14 protein-coding genes, 1 pseudogene and 1 riboswitch are annotated in these 18784 nt (G+C 75.1%); of the genes and pseudogenes, 5 read left to right on the forward strand and 10 right to left on the reverse strand.

Annotated elements, in window-relative coordinates:
* Positions 1–77: 77 nt before the first annotated feature.
* The 9 genes from MM438_RS06410 to cobN are packed head-to-tail and all read right to left on the reverse strand — an operon-like array spanning position 78 to position 13674.
* Positions 78–1421: a serine hydrolase domain-containing protein gene (locus tag MM438_RS06410; protein ID WP_241451683.1), complete on the reverse strand. Its 1344-nt coding sequence runs from the start codon at positions 1419–1421 to the stop codon at positions 78–80.
* A gap of 3 nt (positions 1422–1424) precedes the next feature.
* Complete coding sequence (locus MM438_RS06415) at positions 1425–1640, reverse strand: hypothetical protein (RefSeq protein WP_241451684.1); 216 nt, start codon at positions 1638–1640, stop codon at positions 1425–1427.
* 45 nt (positions 1641–1685) lie between these two features.
* The gene (gene cobA, locus MM438_RS06420) at positions 1686–2750 is read right to left on the reverse strand and encodes a uroporphyrinogen-III C-methyltransferase (protein ID WP_241451685.1); all 1065 of its coding nucleotides are present in this window, start codon (positions 2748–2750) and stop codon (positions 1686–1688) included.
* On the reverse strand, positions 2747–4675 hold the full coding sequence (cobT, locus tag MM438_RS06425; protein ID WP_241451686.1) for a nicotinate-nucleotide--dimethylbenzimidazole phosphoribosyltransferase: 1929 nt from the start codon (positions 4673–4675) through the stop codon (positions 2747–2749). Before cobT ends, cobA begins: the two co-directional genes overlap by 4 nt.
* Complete coding sequence (locus tag MM438_RS06430; RefSeq protein ID WP_241451687.1) at positions 4672–5766, reverse strand: aminotransferase class I/II-fold pyridoxal phosphate-dependent enzyme; 1095 nt, start codon at positions 5764–5766, stop codon at positions 4672–4674. The genes cobT and MM438_RS06430 overlap by 4 nt, the downstream gene beginning before the upstream one ends.
* The gene (locus MM438_RS06435; RefSeq protein ID WP_241451688.1) at positions 5763–7148 is read right to left on the reverse strand and encodes a cobyrinic acid a,c-diamide synthase CobB; all 1386 of its coding nucleotides are present in this window, start codon (positions 7146–7148) and stop codon (positions 5763–5765) included. Before MM438_RS06435 ends, MM438_RS06430 begins: the two co-directional genes overlap by 4 nt.
* Before the next feature lie 7 nt (positions 7149–7155).
* Positions 7156–7770, reverse strand: coding sequence for a cob(I)yrinic acid a,c-diamide adenosyltransferase (gene cobO / locus MM438_RS06440; RefSeq protein WP_241451689.1), 615 nt, complete (start codon positions 7768–7770; stop codon positions 7156–7158).
* Complete coding sequence (locus MM438_RS06445) at positions 7770–9956, reverse strand: magnesium chelatase subunit D family protein (RefSeq protein ID WP_241451690.1); 2187 nt, start codon at positions 9954–9956, stop codon at positions 7770–7772. The genes cobO and MM438_RS06445 overlap by 1 nt, the downstream gene beginning before the upstream one ends.
* Positions 9949–13674, reverse strand: a complete 3726-nt coding sequence (gene cobN, locus MM438_RS06450) for a cobaltochelatase subunit CobN (RefSeq protein ID WP_241451691.1) — start codon at positions 13672–13674, stop codon at positions 9949–9951. The genes MM438_RS06445 and cobN overlap by 8 nt, the downstream gene beginning before the upstream one ends.
* 50 nt (positions 13675–13724) lie before the next feature.
* Positions 13725–13795: riboswitch (cobalamin riboswitch) on the reverse strand.
* A 149-nt stretch (positions 13796–13944) separates the two neighbouring features.
* On the opposite strand from cobN, the gene MM438_RS06455 reads away from it, so the two are divergent.
* The 5 genes and pseudogenes from MM438_RS06455 (at position 13945) to MM438_RS16245 (ending at position 18271) form a co-directional block, all read left to right on the forward strand.
* On the forward strand, positions 13945–15264 hold the full coding sequence (locus tag MM438_RS06455) for a hypothetical protein (protein ID WP_241451692.1): 1320 nt from the start codon (positions 13945–13947) through the stop codon (positions 15262–15264).
* Positions 15261–15890 carry a precorrin-8X methylmutase gene (locus MM438_RS06460; RefSeq protein WP_241451693.1) on the forward strand — a complete coding sequence of 210 codons (630 nt, stop codon included), beginning with the start codon at positions 15261–15263 and terminating at the stop codon, positions 15888–15890. The genes MM438_RS06455 and MM438_RS06460 overlap by 4 nt, the downstream gene beginning before the upstream one ends.
* Positions 15890–17395, forward strand: coding sequence for a precorrin-3B C(17)-methyltransferase (gene cobJ, locus MM438_RS06465; protein ID WP_241451694.1), 1506 nt, complete (start codon positions 15890–15892; stop codon positions 17393–17395). The genes MM438_RS06460 and cobJ overlap by 1 nt, the downstream gene beginning before the upstream one ends.
* 212 nt (positions 17396–17607) lie before the next feature.
* Positions 17608–17982, forward strand: a pseudogene (locus MM438_RS06470) (class I SAM-dependent methyltransferase); the annotation flags it as partial.
* Positions 17983–18136: 154 nt separating this feature from the next.
* Positions 18137–18271, forward strand: a complete 135-nt coding sequence (locus MM438_RS16245; protein ID WP_277628420.1) for a hypothetical protein — start codon at positions 18137–18139, stop codon at positions 18269–18271.
* A 14-nt stretch (positions 18272–18285) separates the two neighbouring features.
* Here the strand turns inward: MM438_RS16245 and MM438_RS06475 are convergent, their stop codons facing one another.
* On the reverse strand, positions 18286–18783 hold the full coding sequence (locus tag MM438_RS06475) for a hypothetical protein (protein WP_241453518.1): 498 nt from the start codon (positions 18781–18783) through the stop codon (positions 18286–18288).
* Position 18784: the final 1 nt, after the last annotated feature.

An 18784-nucleotide genomic window follows, 5' to 3' on the forward strand; every position in this document is an offset into this window, starting at 1 on the left:
CCGGGGTCGGCACCGTCACGACCACGCGCCGGCCGGCGCCTCGCCGGGGGCACCGCCCGAGCCACGCGCGCACCCGCTCACAGGTCGGCAAAGGCCAGCGGCTCCCGGGTGACGGCATAGGTCGCGAAGTACATCTTGACGACGCGGTCGTCCCCGTCGCGGACGAGCTCTAGACGCTCCCCCTGCTCGCGGCCCTCCACCGCACGCCACAGGTCGCGGTCGACCTGCTCGTACCTCGTGTCGTCGAGCAGGCCGCGAGAGCCGGGCATCGTCGACCACAGCTGGTCGCCGCGCACCTCGAAGTCCAGCGGGGAGCCCTCGGACCACCAGCGGCCGAGCAGGGGCTCGAGCTCGGCGTCGCGCGTGGCGGGCGTCCACACCGGCGGGGTGGTCGGAGCGTGGGCGACCACCGTGGACAGCAGGTCGGTGGCCAGGGCCAGCGGCGCCGGGCCGGACGTGGCGTTGGCGAACACCACCGCCCCGAGCCGGTCCCGCCCGCGGAACCGCAGCCCGGTGAGGAAGCCCGGCATCGCGCCGCCGTGCCCGGCATACACGCGCTCTCCCCGGCGGACGAGGCCGAAACCGAGACCTTGTCCCTGGGTCCAGTCGTCGGGGTCGGCCATGACGACCGGCATGGTCATCTCGTGCACGGTCTCCGGGGCCAGCACGTCGAAGCGCCCGGGGTCGGAGCAGAAGGCGGCATAACGTCCCAGGTCGGCGACGGTGGACCACAGTCCCCCGAGGGGGGCGGTGGCCCGCAGGTCGATGACCGGCTCGGCCGTGGCGGTCCGGGCGTAGGGGTGGATCTGGTAGCCGTGGGCGCGGGTGTCCTCGTCCGGGGTGAGCCCGGTCCGCGTCATCCCGAGCGGCTCGAGGACCAGCGCGCGGACGGCGGACTCCCACGGCTGCTCCGCGACCTGGGCGAGCACCTGGCCGAGGAGGGCATAGGCGAGGTTGGAGTAGTGGAAGGCCCGGTGCGGCGGGAGCACCCGCTCGACCTGGTCCAGCCCGGCGAGCAGCCCGTCCAGGTCGGGCGCGTCGAAGGTCTCCCACAGGTGACCCGCGGGCTCCCGCTGCAGGCCGGACGAGTGCGACAGCAGCTGGCGCAAGGTCAGGTCGGCCAGCGGCGTCCCGGTGATGACGTCGCCGAGCGCATCGTCCAGCGACAGCTCGCCGCGGTCGCGCAGGGCCAACAGGCAGACCGCGGTGAAGGTCTTGGTCACCGAGCCGATCAGGAACTGCGTGTCGTCGTCGGCGGGTCGCGTCGGACCGAGCCGGGCCGCGCCGACGTGCGCCGACCACACCAGCTCGCCGTCGCGCACCACCCCGGCGCTCACGGCGGGCGAGCGCCACTCGTGCTGGGCCTCGGCGACGGCGTGGTCGAGCCGCAGCCGCAGCTCCTCGGGCAGCTGTGCGACCACGGCTCAGCCCGCCATCGACTGCAGGGACATCGGGCCGTAGACGACCTCGGTGCCACGCATCAGGGTGACCGAGTCGGCGCCGCCGTCCTTGACGACCTGCCACTCCTCGGCGAACCACGCCTCCGCCTCGGCCTGGGACGGGAAGCTCGGGCTGCTCGCCTCGGCGAGGGGCGCACCGGCCGCGTCGAGATAGGTCCAGGTGTAGGCGTCGTCGCTCATGGACGCCACCCTAGCCGCGTCCACCGACATCCTGCCGGGGCAGGGTCACCCCAGCGCCGCGACGTCCCCGATCACCGTGACGGCCGGGGGCACAAGCCCCTCGGGCAGCCCCTCGGAGACCAGGGCTCCGAGCGTGGTGCGCACCGTGCGCATCGACGGCAGCCCGCCGTCCATCACGCAGGCGACCGGGGTCTGGTCGGCGCGCCCGGCGTCGAGCAGGGTCCGGGCTATCGACGGCAGGGTCTGCACGCCCATCAGCACGACGATCGTGGTCCCGGTGCGGGCCAGCGCCTCCCAGTCGACCGTGGACCGGGGGTCCTCGGGGGCGGCGTGACCGCTGACGACGGTGAAGCCCTGGACGGTCCCGCGGTTGGTCACCGGGATGCCGGCCAGCTCGGGGACGGACACCCCCGAGGTCACGCCCGGCACGACCGTGACGGGAACGCCCGCGGCCCGGCAGGCCTCGACCTCCTCGTAGCCGCGCCCGAACACGAACGAGTCGCCGCCCTTGAAGCGCACCACCCGCCGTCCGGCCCGCGCCTCGCGCACGAGGATCGCGTTGATCTCCTCCTGCGGGGTGAACCGCCCGCGCGGGATCTTGGCGACGTCGACGACCTCGACGTGACCGGGCAGCTCGGCGAGCAGTCCCACGGGGGCGAGCCGGTCGGTGACCACCACGTCGGCGGCCAGCAGCTCGGCATAGCCCTGCCGGGTGAGCAGGCCGGGATCACCCGGGCCGCCGCCCACCAGCACGACCGAGCCGTCCCCGGAGCCCCTCGTCCCTCCCCCGCCCGAGCCGGTGTCCACGGTGCGGGCCGGAACCCCTGCCTCCCGGGCCAGGTGCAGCAGGTCCGGCCCGGCGGCGCGCAGCTGCGGGGTGCGGGCGTCGACGACCAGCCGGGCCGACGCCACGAGCTCGGGCTCGGTCACGTCGGCGCCGCGAGCCACCAACCCCCGGTCGACGAGGTCCTCCAGGGCGGGCACCAGCTCGGTGGCCAGGACGGTGACGACGGCCCCGCGCTCGCGCAGCGCGACGACCTCGGCGAGGGCCTCGGCACCCCCGCCGGCGACGAGAGCGGGGACACCGTCCAGGCGCCAGGCGCCGGTCATGCCCGGGCCTCCGCATCCTGCCGGGCCGCGACCTGCGAAGACTCATCCTGCGAAGCCGGGTCCGACGCAGCCGCGTCGTGCTCGCCCGCGGCGTCCTCGTCGAGCTTGCCGCTCACCGCGGCCGACTCGAAGGTCGCGACCTCCCGCAGCATCCGCACCGACATCTGCACGAGCGGGACCGCCAGGACCGCGCCAGAACCCTCGCCGAGGCGCAGGTCGAGGTCGACCAGGGCATCGAGACCGAGGGTGGACAGAGCAGCCAGGATGCCGGGCTCGACCCCGGCGTGGCCGGCGACAAGGTAGTCCACCACGGCCGGGCACAGGGCCTGGGCGACGAGCGCGGCGGAGCAGGCGATGACGCCGTCGAGGACGACGGGGGTCTGCTGGGCTGCGGCCGCGAGCAGGAAGCCGACCATGGCGGCGTGCTCCAGGCCACCCACCTCGGCGAGGGTGCGCAGCGGGTCCTCGGCGCAGGCGCCGGAGCGGGCGAGGGCCCGGTCGATCACGGCGGCCTTGGCCGAGCGCCCGGCCTCGTCCAGGCCCGCGCCGGTGCCGGTCACCTCGTCGGGGGTGCGGCCGGTGAAGACCGAGATCAGGGCGGCGGCCGGGGTCGTGTTGGCGATGCCGACCTCCCCGGCGACGAGGAGCCGGTTGCCCTGGGCGACCAGGTCACGGGCGACGTCGATGCCGACCTCCAGCGCCGCCAGGCACTGCTCGCGGGTCATCGCGGGACCCTCGGTCAGGTCGGCGGTGCCGCGAGCGACCTTGCGGACCAGCAGACCCTTGGTGGGCGGCAGGTCCGCGACGAGACCCACGTCGACCACGTCGACCTCCGCGCCCACCTGGCGGGCGGCGGCGTTGACGACGGCGCCACCCATGGCGATGCCGGCCGCCATCTGCACGGATACCTCCTGCGGCCACGGCGACACGCCCTGGGCGTGGACCCCGTGGTCACCGGCGAAGACCGCGACCGCGACGGGCGACGGCACCGGCGGGGGCCACTCGGCATACGCCGCCGCCAGGCGCTCGCCCGTGGACTCGAGCAGACCCATCGCCCCGGCCGGCTTGACCAGCTGGGCCTGGTGGGCCTGGGCCTGGGCCAGCACCTCGGCGGAGGCGGGTCGGACGGCGGCGACGGTCTCGTCGAGCAGGGACACGGTGACTCCTCCTGGGAGCGTGCGGGTGGACCAGGTCTCGTCGTGCACGGCCCAGGACAGCGGGCGGCGACGAGCCCACCCCGAGGTCTGCAGCTCGGGCGCGGGCGGGAACTCGCTGACGTGGCCGACGCACAGGTAGGCCACGACCTCGAGGTGCTCGGGCAGGCCCAGCTCGCGGGCCAGCTCGGTGGGGTCGAAGAAGCTCACCCAGCCGACGCCGAGCCCCTCGGCACGGGCGGCGAGCCAGAGGTTCTGCACGGCGGTCGCCGTGGAGAAGCTCGTCATGCGGGGGTCGGCGTGCCGACCGATGGTGTGCGGGCCCCCGCGCGTGGGGTCGCAGGTGATGACCACGTTGAGCGGGGTCTGCAGGATCGCCTCGATCTTGAGGCCGTCGAACATCCGCTGCCGCGGGCTCGGCAGGCTCGCCGCGAACTCGTCCCGCTGACGGGCGGCCAGCCGCTGCACGCGGCGCCGGGTCTCCTCGTCGCGCACCAGCAGGAAGTCCCACGGCTGGCTGAAGCCCACGCTCGGCGCCTGGTGCGCCGCGGCGAGCACCCGGGTCAGCACCTCGTCGTCGATCGGGTCCATGGTGAACGTCGAGCGGATGTCGCGCCGCTCGCGGATGACGTCGTAGACCGCGGCGCGGCGGTCCTCGTCGAAGGCGTGCCGGTCCCTGGCCTGGCCGGGGGCCCCTTGCGCGGCAGGGGTATGCCGGTCGGGGCGGTCCGCGGCGTCGGACGGTGCGGTGGTCGGGTGGTCGAGGCTCATGGCCGGGGCTCCTGCAGGATCGTGCGGATGCCGTCCGCCAGCTCCGCGACCTGCTCCGGGTCGCGGGCGGCGATCCGGATCCAGGTCGGGTCGAGGCCCCGGAAGGTGTCGGCCCGGCGGACGGCGATGCCGTGCTCGTCGCGCAGACGCTCCCGGAGCTGCTCGGCGTGGGGATGGTGGGCGAGGACGAAGGGCCCGTCGGGGTCGACGGGGACGCGCAGCCCGAGCTCGCGCAGCGTCGCGGCGAGGTGGGCGGCGTTGCGGCCCAGCCGCTCCCGCTGGGCCTCGCGGAAGGCGCGCCCCTGCGGCGTGCACACGGCGAGGACGGCGGCCAGCGCCAGGGAGTTGACCGACCAGTGCACCTGCCGCTCGGCGAGGAGGGCCACCAGGGGCGCGGGCCCCACGAGACAGCCCGCCCGCACCCCGGCGAGGCCGTAGGTCTTGGTGAGGCTGCCGGTGACCAGCACGGCCCGCTCCCCCGGCCGGTCCGCGACGGCCTCGGCCACCACGGTCTGGGCCGGGTCGGTGGACACGTCGAGGAAGGCCTCGTCGACGAGCAGCACCCGGTCGTCCGGCGTGGTGGCCGGGTCGACGAGGCCGAGCAGCTCGGCGCGCGGGTGCAACCGCGAGGTGGGGTTGGTGGGGTTGCCGACGACGACCAGGTCGGCGTCGGGGTGCCGGTCGCCCAGCAGGGCGGCGTCCAGGGTCCACCCGGTGCCCTCGTCCAGCGCGTGCCAGGCGGGGGCCGCGCCCGCAGCCACCAGCTCGAGCCCGGGCTCGGTGAACTGCGGCTCCACCACGACCGGCCTGCGCCAGCGGCGCAGCCGCGCCACGAGCTGGAAGGCCTCGGCCGAGCCGTTGGTCAGCAGCAGGCACTCCGCGGGGACCCCGAGGTCCTCGGCCAGCGCCGCGTTGGCCGAGGCCGGGTCCGGGTATGCCGACAGGCGGGCGACCTCACGCCCGATCGCCTCCGCGACGAAGGCCGGCGGCTCCGGCACCGCGACGTTGACGGCCAGGTCGAGCCGGGCGCCGCGCGCGTCCACGTCACCGTGGTGGGCGAGCGCCGCCTGCTCGGTCCGGGCCGTCGTCATCGTCCGGTCACCGCCGACACGAAGGCCCGGGCCAGCGCGGGCTGACCGGCCCAGTGCACGTGCAGGTAGCTCGCGTGCACCTGCCCCTGGACCACGCCCTCCGCGACGGACCCGCCGTCCCGGGAGGTCCACGCCCAGGCGGGCTGGTGGTCCCCGTCGACGCGGGTGATGCGGGTGCGGTGGAACTCGTGGCCGGTCACGCGGGTGCCCGCGGGTGCCAGCACCGAGTCGCTGAGCGCCACCGCCGAGCGGTAGCCCAGAGAGAGGCGCGACCCGAACTCCGCGTGGGTGGGCAGGACCCCGGCCATGCGGTGGCCGTCGAGGGTCTGCCCGAGGTAGAGGAGCCCGGCGCACTCGCCGCTGACCGGTGCGCCCGCCTCGGCGAGCTCCCGGATGGACGTGAGCAGGGAGGTGTTGGCCGCCAGCTCGGTCGCGTGCACCTCGGGGAAGCCGCCGCCCACGACGAGGCCGCCCACGCCCTCGGGCAGCTCGGGGTCGAGCAGGGGGTCCACGACGACGGGCTCCAGGCCCGCGGCGGCCAGCAGCTCGGTCGTCTCGGCATACGCGAAGGTGAAGGCCCGACCACCCGCGACGGCGACGCGACCGCGGGCCCCGGGCTGCGCGCAGGCCAGGTCGCCGAGCTCGGCCTCCGGCGACCAGGGCTCGCCGGCCAGGTCTGGCGCCTGCCGGGCGACGGCGAGCAGCTCGTCGAGGTCGACGTGGGCCTCGACCATGTCGGCGAGGGCGTCCACGGCGGCCTGGGCCTCGGGCGAGCGCTCGGCGGCGGGGACGAGCCCGAGGTGGCGGGAGGGCACGACGACCGAGGGCACCCGGGGCACGCAGCCGACCACGGGGATGCCGGTCTCCTCGATCCCCTGGCGGGCCTCGGCCTCGTGGCGGGGGGAGGCGATGTTGTTGAGGATGACCCCGGCGATCCGCACCTGGGGGTCGAAACGGCTGAAGCCCAGCACGGTCGCGCCGACCGAGCGGGAGGTGTGCGCGCCGTCCACGACCAGCACCACGGGTGAGGCGGTGAGGGTGGCGATGTGCGCGGTGGAGGCGAAGCCGCGCCCGCCCAGCTGCCCGTCGAAGAGCCCCATGACGCCCTCGATCACCGCGACGTCGGCGGGGCTCGGCGTGAGGGCGCCGTGCAGCAGCAGCGGGACGACCCGGTCGACGCCCTGCAGGTGGGGGTCGAGGTTGCGCCCCACGCGGCCGCAGGCGGCCGCGTGGTAGCCGGGGTCGATGTAGTCCGGCCCCACCTTGTGCGGCGACACCTGCACGCCCCGTCGCGCGAGCGCGGCGAGGATGCCGGTGGTCAGCATGGTCTTGCCGCTCCCCGATCCGGGGGCGGCGATCACCAGGCGGGGCAGGGTGGTCATCGGCCGGTCACCACTCGATCCCTCGCTGACCCTTCTGGCCGGTGTCCATGGGGTGCTTGATCTTGGTCATCTCGGTGACCAGGTCGGCCACCTCGATCAGGCGCGGGTCGGCGTCGCGGCCGGTGATGATCACGTGCTGGCGCCCAGGACGGGTCCGCAGGGTCTCGACGACCTCGTCGACGTCCACCCAGCCCCACTTCAGGGGATAGGTGAACTCGTCGAGGACGTAGAGGTCGTGCTCCTCGGCGGCGAGGCGGCGCTGGATCTCGCGCCAGCCGTCGAGGGCGTCGCGGGCGTGGTCCTCCTCGGAGCCTGCCTTGCGGGACCAGGACCAGCCCTCGCCCATCTTGTGCCACTCGACCGGGCCCCCCTCGCCGGTCTCCTCGTGCAGCCGGCCCAGGGTCTTGAACGCGGTCTCCTCACCGACCTTCCACTTGGCGCTCTTGACGAACTGGAAGACCCCGATGCGCCAGCCCTGGTTCCAGCCGCGCAGGGCCAGCCCGAAGGCGGCGGTGGACTTGCCCTTGTTGACCCCGGTGTGGACGATCACGAGCGGCCGGTTGCGGCGCTGCCGGGTGGTGAGACCGTCGTCGGGAACGGACGCGGGGACTCCCTGAGGCATCAGGCCACGCTCCTTGTCTGCGGTGAGGTCCGGGTAGGGCGGTCGGTGCGGGTGGGCTCGGTGCGGGAGCGGACAGCCCCGGACAGCTGCTCGGCGGCGAGGCCGCCCAGGTCGAGCAGCTCGGCCCCGAGGTGAGCCGCGAGGTCGCGGGCGAGCCCGAGCCGGAAGCCCGCGCGGGACTGCTCGCAGTCGACGACCACGCTCGCCACCCCGGTGTGGGCGATGCCCTCGGCGACCCGGTGGGCGCGCGGGAGGGCCTGGCGGCCGCCGGCGCTGGCGCGGCCATCGGTGAGCACGACGAGCAGGGCCCGGCGGTGCGGGTCCTTGGCGCGCTCGCGCAGCACCACGTCGTAGGCGCTCTGCAGGCCCTCGGCGAGCGGAGTGCGGCCACCGGTGGGCACCTGGGCGAGCAGTCGCTCGGCGAGCTCGACGCTGGTGGTGGGCGGCAGCACGAGGGTCGCCCGCTTGCCGGCGAAGGTCACGACGGCGACCTTGTCCCGGCGCTGGTAGGCGTCGAGGAGCAGCGAGACGCAGGCGGTCTTGACCTCGCGGACGCGCTCGCGGGCGCCCATGGAGCCGGACGTGTCCACGACGAAGACGACGAGGTTGCCCTCCTTGCCGCGGCGGACGCTGCGGCGCAGGTCCTGGGCGGTGACCCGCAGGTCGCGGCCGGGGGTGCGGTGGGCGTGGTCGGCCTCGTCGCCCGCGGCGCGCCGGGCCGCGGCGAGCACGGTGGCGGTCGCGGACAGGCCCTGGCCCCGCGGGTCGTCGGGCAGCACCGCGCGGACGTGGCGGCCGGTGCTGGTGTCGGCGGTGGAGCGGCGCCCGGCCACGCCGGTGCCGGCGGTGGGCAGGGACAGCAGCCGGGTGCGATAGGCGCCCCCCGCCCGCTCCCCCGTCGTGCCGCGGGCGGGAGCCTGGACCGGGGGCTGCTCCGGCTGATCGGGCTGCGGCGGCTCGGTCGGGGTCTCCCCCTCCCCGTCCGGGTCAGGGGTCTCCTGCGGTGCCGGGGCGTCGCTGCCCCCGCCCTGCGGCCCGTCCGGGCCCTGCGGCGGGGTGGGGTCGTCGTCGGGGTCGTCCGGGCCGCGCTCGTCGGACCCCTGGTCCTTCGGCAGGGTCTCCTCGATGATGTCCTCGAGGTCGTGGTCGGCCGCGTCGTCGAAGGGATTGCGCCGCTTGCGGTGCGGCAGCGCGAGCCGGGCGGCCACGCGCACGTCCTCGGCGGTGACCTGCTCGCGGCCGGACCAGGCGGCGTGCGCCACGGCGGTCCGGGCGGTCACCAGGTCCCCGCGCATCCCGTCCACGTCGAAGGCCGCACAGATCGTGGCGATCTGCTCGATCCCCGCGTCGGTAAGCACGACCCGCGGCAGCCGCTCCTGGGCGGCGGCGATGCGGGCGGCCAGGGCGTTCTCCGGCTCGGCATACCGCTGCCGGAAGGCCTCCGGCGAGTCCTCGTAGGCCATCCGGCGCCGCACGACCTCGACCCGCACCTGCGGGTCGCGCGAGGCGGTCACGTCCACGGCCAGGCCGAAGCGGTCGAGCAGCTGCGGGCGCAGCTCGCCCTCCTCGGGGTTCATGGTGCCGACCAGCACGAAGCGGGCGGCGTGCTGCACCGAGACGCCCTCGCGCTCGATCCGGGCCCGGCCCATCGCCGCGGAGTCCAGCAGGGTGTCGACCAGGTGGTCGGGCAGCAGGTTGACCTCGTCGACGTAGAGCACCCCGCGGTGCGCCTGCGCGAGCAGACCCGGGTCGAAGGCCACCTGGCCGCTCGACAGCAGCCGGTCCAGGTGCAGCGACCCGACGACGCGGTCCTCGGAGGCCCCGACGGGCAGCTCGACGAGGCGGACCGGCCGGGTGGCGGCCGCGGCGGTGTGCCGGGCGGCGTCGGGGCAGGTCGGGTCCGGGGACGCCGGGTCGCAGGAGAAGCGGTCGCCCGCGACCACGGCCACCGGCGGCAGCACCGTGGCCAGGGCCCGGACCATGGTGGACTTGGCGGTGCCCTTCTCGCCGCGGACGAGCACGCCGCCGATGGCCGGAGAGACCGCGGACAGGCACAGCGCCAGGCCCATGTCGTCCATACCGACGATCGCGGTGAAGGGGAACTCCACGGGCGCCCCCGGGCGGTCGACGACGGTCGTCCCCGCGTCGCCCCCCGCGGCCGGGCCCCAGGTGGTCGGCTCAGTCATCGTCGCCCTCCAGGTCGCCCTCGGCGTCGAGGTAGGCCGCGCGCAGCTCGGCGAGCACCTCCGGGTCGGGCTCGGCCCACATCCCGCGCTCGACCGCCTCCAGCAGCCGCTCGGCCATGCCGTGCAAGGCCCAGGGGTTGGCCTGCGCCAGGAACTCGCGGTTGGTCTCGTCGAGGACGTACTCCTTGGTGAGCCGGTCGTACATCCAGTCGGCGACCACCCCGGTGGTGGCGTCGTAGCCGAAGAGGTAGTCCACCGTCGCCGCCATCTCGAAGGCGCCCTTGTAGCCGTGCTGCCGCATCGCCGACATCCACTTGGGGTTGACCACGCGGGCGCGGAAGACCCGGGAGGTCTCCTCGACGAGCGTGCGGGTCGCGACGTGGTCCGGCCGGGTCGAGTCGCCGATGTAGGCCTCCGGTGCCTCCCCCGTGAGCGAGCGCACCGCGGCCACCATCCCGCCGTGGTACTGGAAGTAGTCGTCGCTGTCGGCGATGTCGTGCTCGCGGGTGTCGATGTTCTTGGCCGCCACCCGGATCCGGCGGTAGGCCGTGCGCATCTCGTCGCGGGCGGGCACCCCGGCCAGGTCACGACCGTAGGCATAGCCGCCCCACACCTCGTAGACCTCGGCGAGGTCGGCGTCGGTGCGCCAGTCGCGGGAGTCGATGAGCTGCAGCAGGCCCGCGCCGTAGGTCCCGGGGCGGGACCCGAAGATGCGTGTGGTGGCCTTGCGCTCCTCGGTGCCCTCGGCCAGGTCGGCCTGCACGTGGGCGCGGACGAAGTTCTGGTCGGCGGGCTCGTCGAGGGAGGCGGCCAGCCGGACCGCGTCGTCGAGCAGGGCGGTGGCGTGCGGGAAGGCGTCGCGGAAGAAGCCGGAGATGCGCAGGGTCACGTCCACGCGCGGCCGCCCGAGCTCGGTCAGCGGCACCGGCTCCAGGGAGGTGATCCGGCGGGACGCGTCGTCCCACACCGGGCGGATCCCCATGAGCGCCAGGGCCTCGCCGATGTCGTCTCCGGAGGTGCGCATCGCCGAGGTCCCCCACAGCGACAGTCCGACGCTGGCCGGGAACTCGCCCTTGTCCTCCTGGTAGCGGCGCACCAGGGACTCGGCCAGACCCACGCCGGTCTCGTAGGCCAGCCGGCTCGGGATGGCGCGCGGGTCGACGGAGTAGAAGTTGCGCCCCGTCGGCAGCACGTTGACCAGGCCGCGCAGGGGCGACCCGGAGGGGCCGGAGGGGATGAACCGCCCGTCCAGGGCCCGGAGCACGGCGTCGACCTCGTGGGCGGTGCCGGCCAGGCGCGGGACGACCTCCGCGCAGGCGAAGGCCAGCACGGACCGCAGGGCCTCGAGGTCGGCGTCCGGGGGCAGCTCGGTCCGGGCGATGACCTCGTCGACCTGGTCCCGGTCCCAGCCGCGCTCCTCGAGCGCCTCCACCAGGACCCGGGCGTGGGCCTCCACGGCGTCGGTCTCGCCGCGCTTGCGGGCGCCCTCGTCGAGCCCGAGGGCGGTGCGCAGGCCAGGCAGGGCCCGGTCGCCGCCCCAGATCTGGGTGGCCTGCAGCATCGCGAGCACCAGCGACACCCGCGCCTCGCCGGTGGGCTCCAGGCCCAGCACGTGCAGGCCGCCGCGGATCTGCACGTCCTTGATCTCGCACAGCCAGCCGTCGATGTGCAGGACCAGGTCGTCGAAGGCCTCGTCGTCGTCCAGGTCCACGCGACCTGTCAGGCCGAGGTCGTGGTCCAGCCGGGCGGCCTGCAGCAGGGTCCAGATCTGCTGGCGCACCGCGGGAGCCTTGGCCGGGTCCATGGCGCTGACCATGGCGTACTCGTCGAGCAGCTGCTCCAGACGCGCGATGTCGCCGTAGGAGTCCGCCCGGGTCATCGGCGGCACCAGGTGGTCGACGAGGGTGGCGTGGGCCCGGCGCTTGGCCTGGGTGCCCTCGCCCGGGTCGTTGACCAGGAAGGGATAGACCAGCGGCAGGTTGCCGAGGATCGCGTCGGGGGCGCAGTCCGCGGCCATCGCGGCGCCCTTGCCGGGCAGCCACTCCAGGTTGCCGTGCTTGCCGACGTGCACGATCGCGTGCGCCCCGAAGCCGCCGTCCTCGCGGTCCGCCTCGAGCCAGCGGTAGGCCCCGACGTAGTGGTGGGAGGGCGCGAGGTCGGGGTCGTGGTAGATCGCGATCGGGTTCTCCCCGAAGCCGCGGGGCGGCTGCACGAGGATCACGACGTTGCCGGCCTGGAGCCCGGCATACACCAGGTCGCCGGTCTCGCCGCGGCCCGCCCGCGAGCCGTCGAGGTACATCTCGCCGGGGGCCGGACCCCACTTCTCCTCGATCTCGGCGCGCAGCGCCGGGTCGACCTTCTCGAACCACCGGACGTAGTCGGCGCCCTTGACCCGCAAGGGATTGGCCGCGAGCTCGTCCTCGGTGAGCCAGGCCTGGTCGTAGCCGCCGCGGGCGATGATCGCGTGGATCAGCTCGTCGCCGTCTCCGGACTCCAGGCCGGGCAGCGCGCCCTCCCCGGACGTCGGGCCCACGTCGTAGCCCGCCTCGTGCAGCGCCCGCAGCATCGCCAGGGTCGACGCGGGCGTGTCCAGGCCGACGGCGTTGCCGATCCGGGCGTGCTTCGTGGGGTATGCCGACAGGACCAGCGCGATCCGCCGCTCGCCCACCGGGACGTGCCGCAGCCGGGCGTGGGCGTGGGCGATCCCCGCGACCCGGCGGCAGCGCTCGGCGTCCGCGACGTAGACGGGCAGCCCGTCCTCGTCGATCTCCTTGAAGGAGAAGGGCACCGAGATCAGGCGGCCGTCGAACTCCGGCACCGCCACCTGGGTCGCCGAGTCCAGCGGCGTCGTGCCGTCGTCGTTGGCGAGCCACTCCTCCCGGGAGGAGGTCAGGCACAGGCCCTGGATGATCGGGACGTCGAGGTCGGCGAGGGCACCGGCGTCCCAGGCGCCCTCGTCGCCACCGGCCTGCGCGGCCGCCGGGGTCGAGCCGCCCGCGGCGAGCACGGTGGTGATCACGGCGTCGGCCTGGCGCAGCGTGGCCATCAGCTCGGGCTCGGGGGTGCGCAGGGACGCGACGTAGAGCGGCAGCGGCCGGGCGCCGGCGGCGTCGAGGGCGTCGCACAGGTCGGTGACGAACTGCGTGTTCCCGCTCATGTGGTGGGCGCGGTAGTACAGCACCGCCACGCACGGGCGGTCGTCGGTCTCGGCATACCCCCAGGCCCGGCAGGTCGAGACCCCGCACTGGGAGCGGTCGGCGGCCGGGATCGCCGCGCAGGCACCGGTGCAGCCCAGGGAGCCCCAGGCGGGGGCCGCGGCAGGCTGGGCGAAACCGTGACCGGTGAGGAGCACGGTGTCGGACAGGAAGGCCGCGAGCTCGGCGAGGTTGGTGGCGCCGCCGTGCGCGAGGTAGGCGTGCGCCTGGGCCGCCACCCCGGCGGGGACCGTGGAGATGGACATGAGCTCGGCGTCCGGGGCCTGCTCGCCGGTGAGCACGACGACCGGGCGGGGGCCGGCCAGGAGCCGGTGCAGGCCGTCCTCCCAGGCGCGCCGCCCACCGAGCAGCCGCACCACGACCAGGTCGGTGCCCTCGACGAAGGCGTCGAGCTCGTCCAGGGGCAGGCGGGCCGGGTTGGCGTGCCGCCAGTCCACGGGGCCCTCGGCGGCGCGCGCGCTGCGCAGGTCGGTGTCCGACGTCGACAGCAGAGCCAGGGTCACGTCATGGTCCTCTCCCGGGTGTCCTCGCCCGTGGGTGGCGTCGACGGCGGGAGTTCCTGGCTCGCGAGCCGGGAGCTCGCACACAGTGGCGGGACCGCGCCGGACTTGCACCGGCTTCCTCCGCTGAGGCCGTCAGCGATGGTCGAGGCGGGTGCCCCGACCGAGCGGACTCTAGCAGCCACCTGCGACGTCCCAGGGGTCGTGGTCAGGCCTCCGGTTGACCCGCCCCCGAGCGCAGGCCTGTCACACCGCGTCACTAGGCTCGGAGCCATGACCACGCCTGCCACCTTCGTCCCCCCGGTCCTCGAGCGTCACGCCGTCCCCGACAAGTGTCCAGGCGCCCTGCGCATGTTCGAGGCGTCGGACGGCAAGATCGCCCGGGTGCGTCTGGCGGGCAGCCCGCTGACGGCAGGGCAGGCCGAGGCGATCGGCGAGATGGCGGACACGCTGGGTGACGGCCACGTGCTCTTCACCACCCGTGCCAACGTGCAGCTGCGGGGCCTGACCGAGGAGGCGGCGCAGACCTTCGCCACGCGGGTGACCGAGCTCGGGCTGCTGCCCTCCGCGACCCACGAGCGGACGCGCAACGTCGTCGTCAGTCCCCTGACCGGGCTCGGGGACGAGCACCCCGACGTGACCCCGGTGGCCCATGCGCTGGACGCCGCGATCCAGGCCTCCCCGGCGCTCGCCGGGCTGGCCGGCCGCTTCCTGGTCGGCCTGGACGACGGCGACGGCTTCCTCGCCGCCCTGCCCCTGGACCTCACCGCGCAGGTCCGCGGCGACCAGGTCGTCTGCGCGCTCGGCACCCACGAGGACGACCAGGTGTATGCCGTGGGCGCGCTCGCCGAGCCCACGGCCGTCGCCGGGCTCCTGGCCCGGATCTGCGAGACCTGGCTGGAGGTCAAGGCCGCCCGCGGCGAGGAGGTCTGGAACGTCGACGACCTGTCCGCGGCCGGGCGGACCGAGCTGCACGAGCGGGTGGGCCGGCTGACCGCTCGCGCCGACGGACGCGTCGAGCGCGCCACCCGCCAGCCCCGGCTCACCGGGGTCGTCGCCGAGCAGGGCGACGGTACCGTCACCGTCGCAGCCAAGGCGCCGCTCGCGGCGATCGGCTCCCAGGGCTGGCGACTCGCCGCGGCCGTGGCCCGCGGCGCCGCCGACCAGATCAGGGTCACCCCCTGGCACGCGATCGTCGTCCCCGGGGTCCCGGCCGACCGCGCCGCCGAGGTGCTGACCGCCCTGGGCGAGGCGGGCTGGGCGGTCGATCCCGCGTCGCCGTGGCTGGACGTGCACGCCTGCACCGGCCTGCCGCAGTGCGTCCGCTCCCACGCCGACGTGCAGGAGCACGCCCGCGCCCTCGTCGACGCCCAGCACGGCGCCCTGCCCGGGCTGCCCGTCATGCTGTCCGGCTGCGGGCGCCAGTGCGGCCACCCCTCGACCCCGCACCACGCCTTCGTCGCGCAGGGGACCGAGGACTACTCGGCCTTCCTGCACGACGGGTCGCACGAGCCCCAGGAGTCGCCCGTGCGTGAGATGGTCTCCCCCGGGCAGATCCACGCCCTGATCACCACCACCGGGAGCAACGCGTGACGCAGGACTACATCAAGGACGGCGCCGAGATCTATCGGCAGTCCTTCGCGACCATCCGCCGCGAGGCCGACCTGTCCGGCCTGCCCGACGACATCGCCTACGTCGCGGCCCGGATGGTCCACGCGTGCGGGCAGATCGACCTGGTGGACGACCTGGCCTACTCCCCCGACGTGGTCCGCAGGGCCCGTGCCGCGCTGCAGGCCGGCGCCCCGATCCTGTGCGACGCCCACATGGTCGCCTCCGGGGTCACCCGCACCCGCCTGCCCGCCGACAACGAGGTGATCTGCCTGCTGCGCGACGAGCGGGTCCCCGCGCTGGCCAGGCAGATCGGCAACACCCGCTCCGCCGCCGCCCTCGACCTGTGGGGCGACCGGCTGGACGGCGCGGTCGTCGCCATCGGCAACGCCCCGACCGCCCTGTTCCACCTGCTGGACCTGCTGGAGCAGACCTCGGCGCGCCCCGCCGCGGTCGTCGGCATACCGGTCGGCTTCATCGGTGCCGCCGAGTCCAAGGTCGCCCTGGCCGACAACACCCTCGGCCTGGACTACCTCGTGGTCCACGGCCGACGCGGCGGCTCGGCCATCACCTGCGGCGCGCTCAACGCGATCGCCAGCGAGGTCGAGTGATGACCGGCCGGCTGATCGGCGTCGGCCTCGGCCCCGGTGACCCGGAGCTGCTGACGCTCAAGGCGATCCGCGCGATCGAGGCGGCCGACGTGGTGGCCTACCACGCGGCCCGGCACGGGCGGTCCACCGCCCGCAAGATCGCGGACCCCTACCTGCGCGAGGGTGTGCTCGAGGAGCTGCTCGTCTATCCCGCGACCACCGAGGACGTCAGCGACTACGACGCGCTGCTGGATGCTTTCTACGAGCAGTGCCGCGACCGGCTCGCGGCCCACCTGGACGCCGGACGCACCGTGGCCGTCATCTCGCTCGGCGACCCGATGACCTACTCCTCCTACCAGCACCTGCACCAACGGCTGGCCGGGTCCTACGACACGACGGTCATCCCTGGCGTCACCTCGATCACGGCCGCCGCCGCCGCGGCCGGGGTGCCCCTGGTGGAGGACACCGAGCTGCTCACCGTCATCCCCGGCACCCTGTCGGCGGACGAGCTCGACGCCGCGATCGCGGGCACCGACACCGCGGTGATCATGAAGCTCGGCCGCACCTTCGCCGGGGTGCGCGCCGCCCTGGAGCGGTGCGGCCGCCTCGACGACGCGGTCTACGTCGAGCGGGCCACCATGGAGCGGGAGCGTCACCTCCCCGCGCGGGACGTGGACCCCGAGCAGGTGCCGTACTTCTCGGTCGTGCTGCTCCCCTCCCGGATGGGACGCCGGCCCGCTCCCCTGCCCCCCGTCGGCGCGGACGTGCCGCTCGGCTCGGTCACCGTGGTCGGCACCGGCCCGGCCGGAGCCCCCTGGCAGACCCCCGAGGTGCGCGGTGTGCTCGCCACCGCGACGGACCTCGTCGGCTACGTCACGTACGTCGACCGGGTGCCGGTGCGGCCCTGGCAGGTGCGCCACAACTCCGACAACAAGGTCGAGTCCGAGCGGGCGGCCTTCGCCCTGGACCTGGCCCGGCGCGGTCGCCGCGTCGTCGTGGTCTCCTCCGGCGACCCCGGCGTCTTCGCGATGGCCACCGCCGTCCTGGAGGTCGCCTCCGAGGAGGGCTACCAGGACATCCCGGTCCGCGTCTGCCCCGGTATGACGGCCGCTCACGCGGCGGCGGCTCGCGCGGGCGCTCCGCTCGGGCACGACTACGCCACCATCTCCTTGTCCGACCGGCTGAAGCCCTGGTCGATCATCTCCGAGCGCGTGCGGGCCGCCCTCGCGGCCGACCTGGTCGTGGCGATCTACAACCCCGCCTCCCGCTCGCGCCGCGACCAGGTGGTCCGGCTCAAGGAGCTCGCCCTGTCGCTGCGCCCGGCGTCCACGCCCGTCGTGGTGGCCCGGGACGTGGGCGGCCCCACCGAGCAGGTGCGTGTGATGCGGCTCGCCGACCTCCCGACGGACGAGGTCGACATGCGCACGCTGCTGCTCATCGGGTCCTCGCAGACCCAGCTGGTGGAGCGCCGTCCCGGCGGGGAGCCCCAGGTCGTGGCCTGGACCCCGCGCCGCTACCCCGACTGAGCAGCTGCCTCCCGCCCCTCCTCGACCCGGTCGGGGAGGGGCAGGGCGCAGACCTGTGCACCGGCGCCGCGTGGCGCGGCCGAGCACACCCGGACAGCAGCCGCGCGGACCGCGCACGAGATGGTGCCGCCTGCCGGTCGCTGCCGGAGACCACCCGAGCCACCAGCGAGGCGGTCGAGGGGCGGACCGTCGACGGAGGACAGGATGGGCTCATGACGAACCACGACACGCCCTGGCCCCCGACGTCGGCCGAGCACTGGGACGAGAGGTATTCCGGCGGCCAGGTGTGGAGCGGCGCCCCCAACGAGGCCGTCGTGGCCGAGGTCGCGGACCTTCCTCCCGGCCGGGCGCTCGACGTGGGGTGCGGCGAGGGGGCCGACGCCTGCTGGCTGGCCGCCCGCGGCTGGCGGGTCACGGCGCTGGACATCTTCCGGCACGCCGTGGCCCGGACGTGCGAGTCCGCTGCGCGGGAGGGGCACCAGATCACCGGGGTCGTGGCGCCCTTCGTCGAGGCGGACCTGGCGCCGGGCTCCTTCGACCTGGTCAGCGCGATGTACCCGGTGCTCGTCCGGGCCGCCGGTCGGGTGGCCGAGCGGAGGCTGGTCGACCTGGTGGCGCCGGGCGGCACCCTGCTGGTGGTGCACCACGACCTGTCGGAGGCCGAGGGGCACGGGCACGGCCACGGCCCGGCCGCCGACGGCGCGGACGGGCAGCGGCCCTTCGGACCCGGGCGACTACGTGATGCCCGCCGACGTGGCGGCCGTCCTGGACGGCTCCTTCGAGGTGCTGGTCGACGAGCGACGAGCTCGCCATGTCACCACGGGCGCCGGCGCGGGGCACGCCTGGGACCTGGTCCTGCGGGCCCGGCGCCGCTGACCTGGGAGCGCCGCTCAGCGCAGCGGCGCGTCGTCCCAGCGGCGAACGACGGGGACCACGGCGGCGCGCGTGCCGTCGGGGACCACCGCGGCGAAGGGGTGCCCGTCTTCCAGCGGGGTGACCCACAGCTGGTCGCCGAAGGACACCCCACGTGGCAGGTGGCCGGGGAGCCAGACCCGCCCGTCCTCGTCGCGCAGGATCCTCTTGCCCGAGGGCACGAGCTGCTGGTACGTCACGGGGACGACCTGGTCGAGGGGCACGCCGCGCAGCCTGCGCCGACGCGGCAGCACCTCGAACCACGCGGCCAGGCCCAGACCCAGCAGACCCAGACCGACGAGCAGCGCGACGGCGACATAGGCCTCACGTTCGCCCCGGACCAGGTCGGCGACGGCCCGGGAGACGATGAAACCGCCCCAGGCGGCCCACAGCAGATCGGCTCCTCGGCGGGCGCGCGGCGGCCGGCGGCGCAGCACCTCGAGCGCTTGTTCCTGGGTCAGGGTCAGGGTCGCCATG

The organism is Arsenicicoccus dermatophilus (assembly GCF_022568795.1).
GTDB classification, from domain to species: domain Bacteria; phylum Actinomycetota; class Actinomycetes; order Actinomycetales; family Dermatophilaceae; genus Arsenicicoccus; species Arsenicicoccus dermatophilus.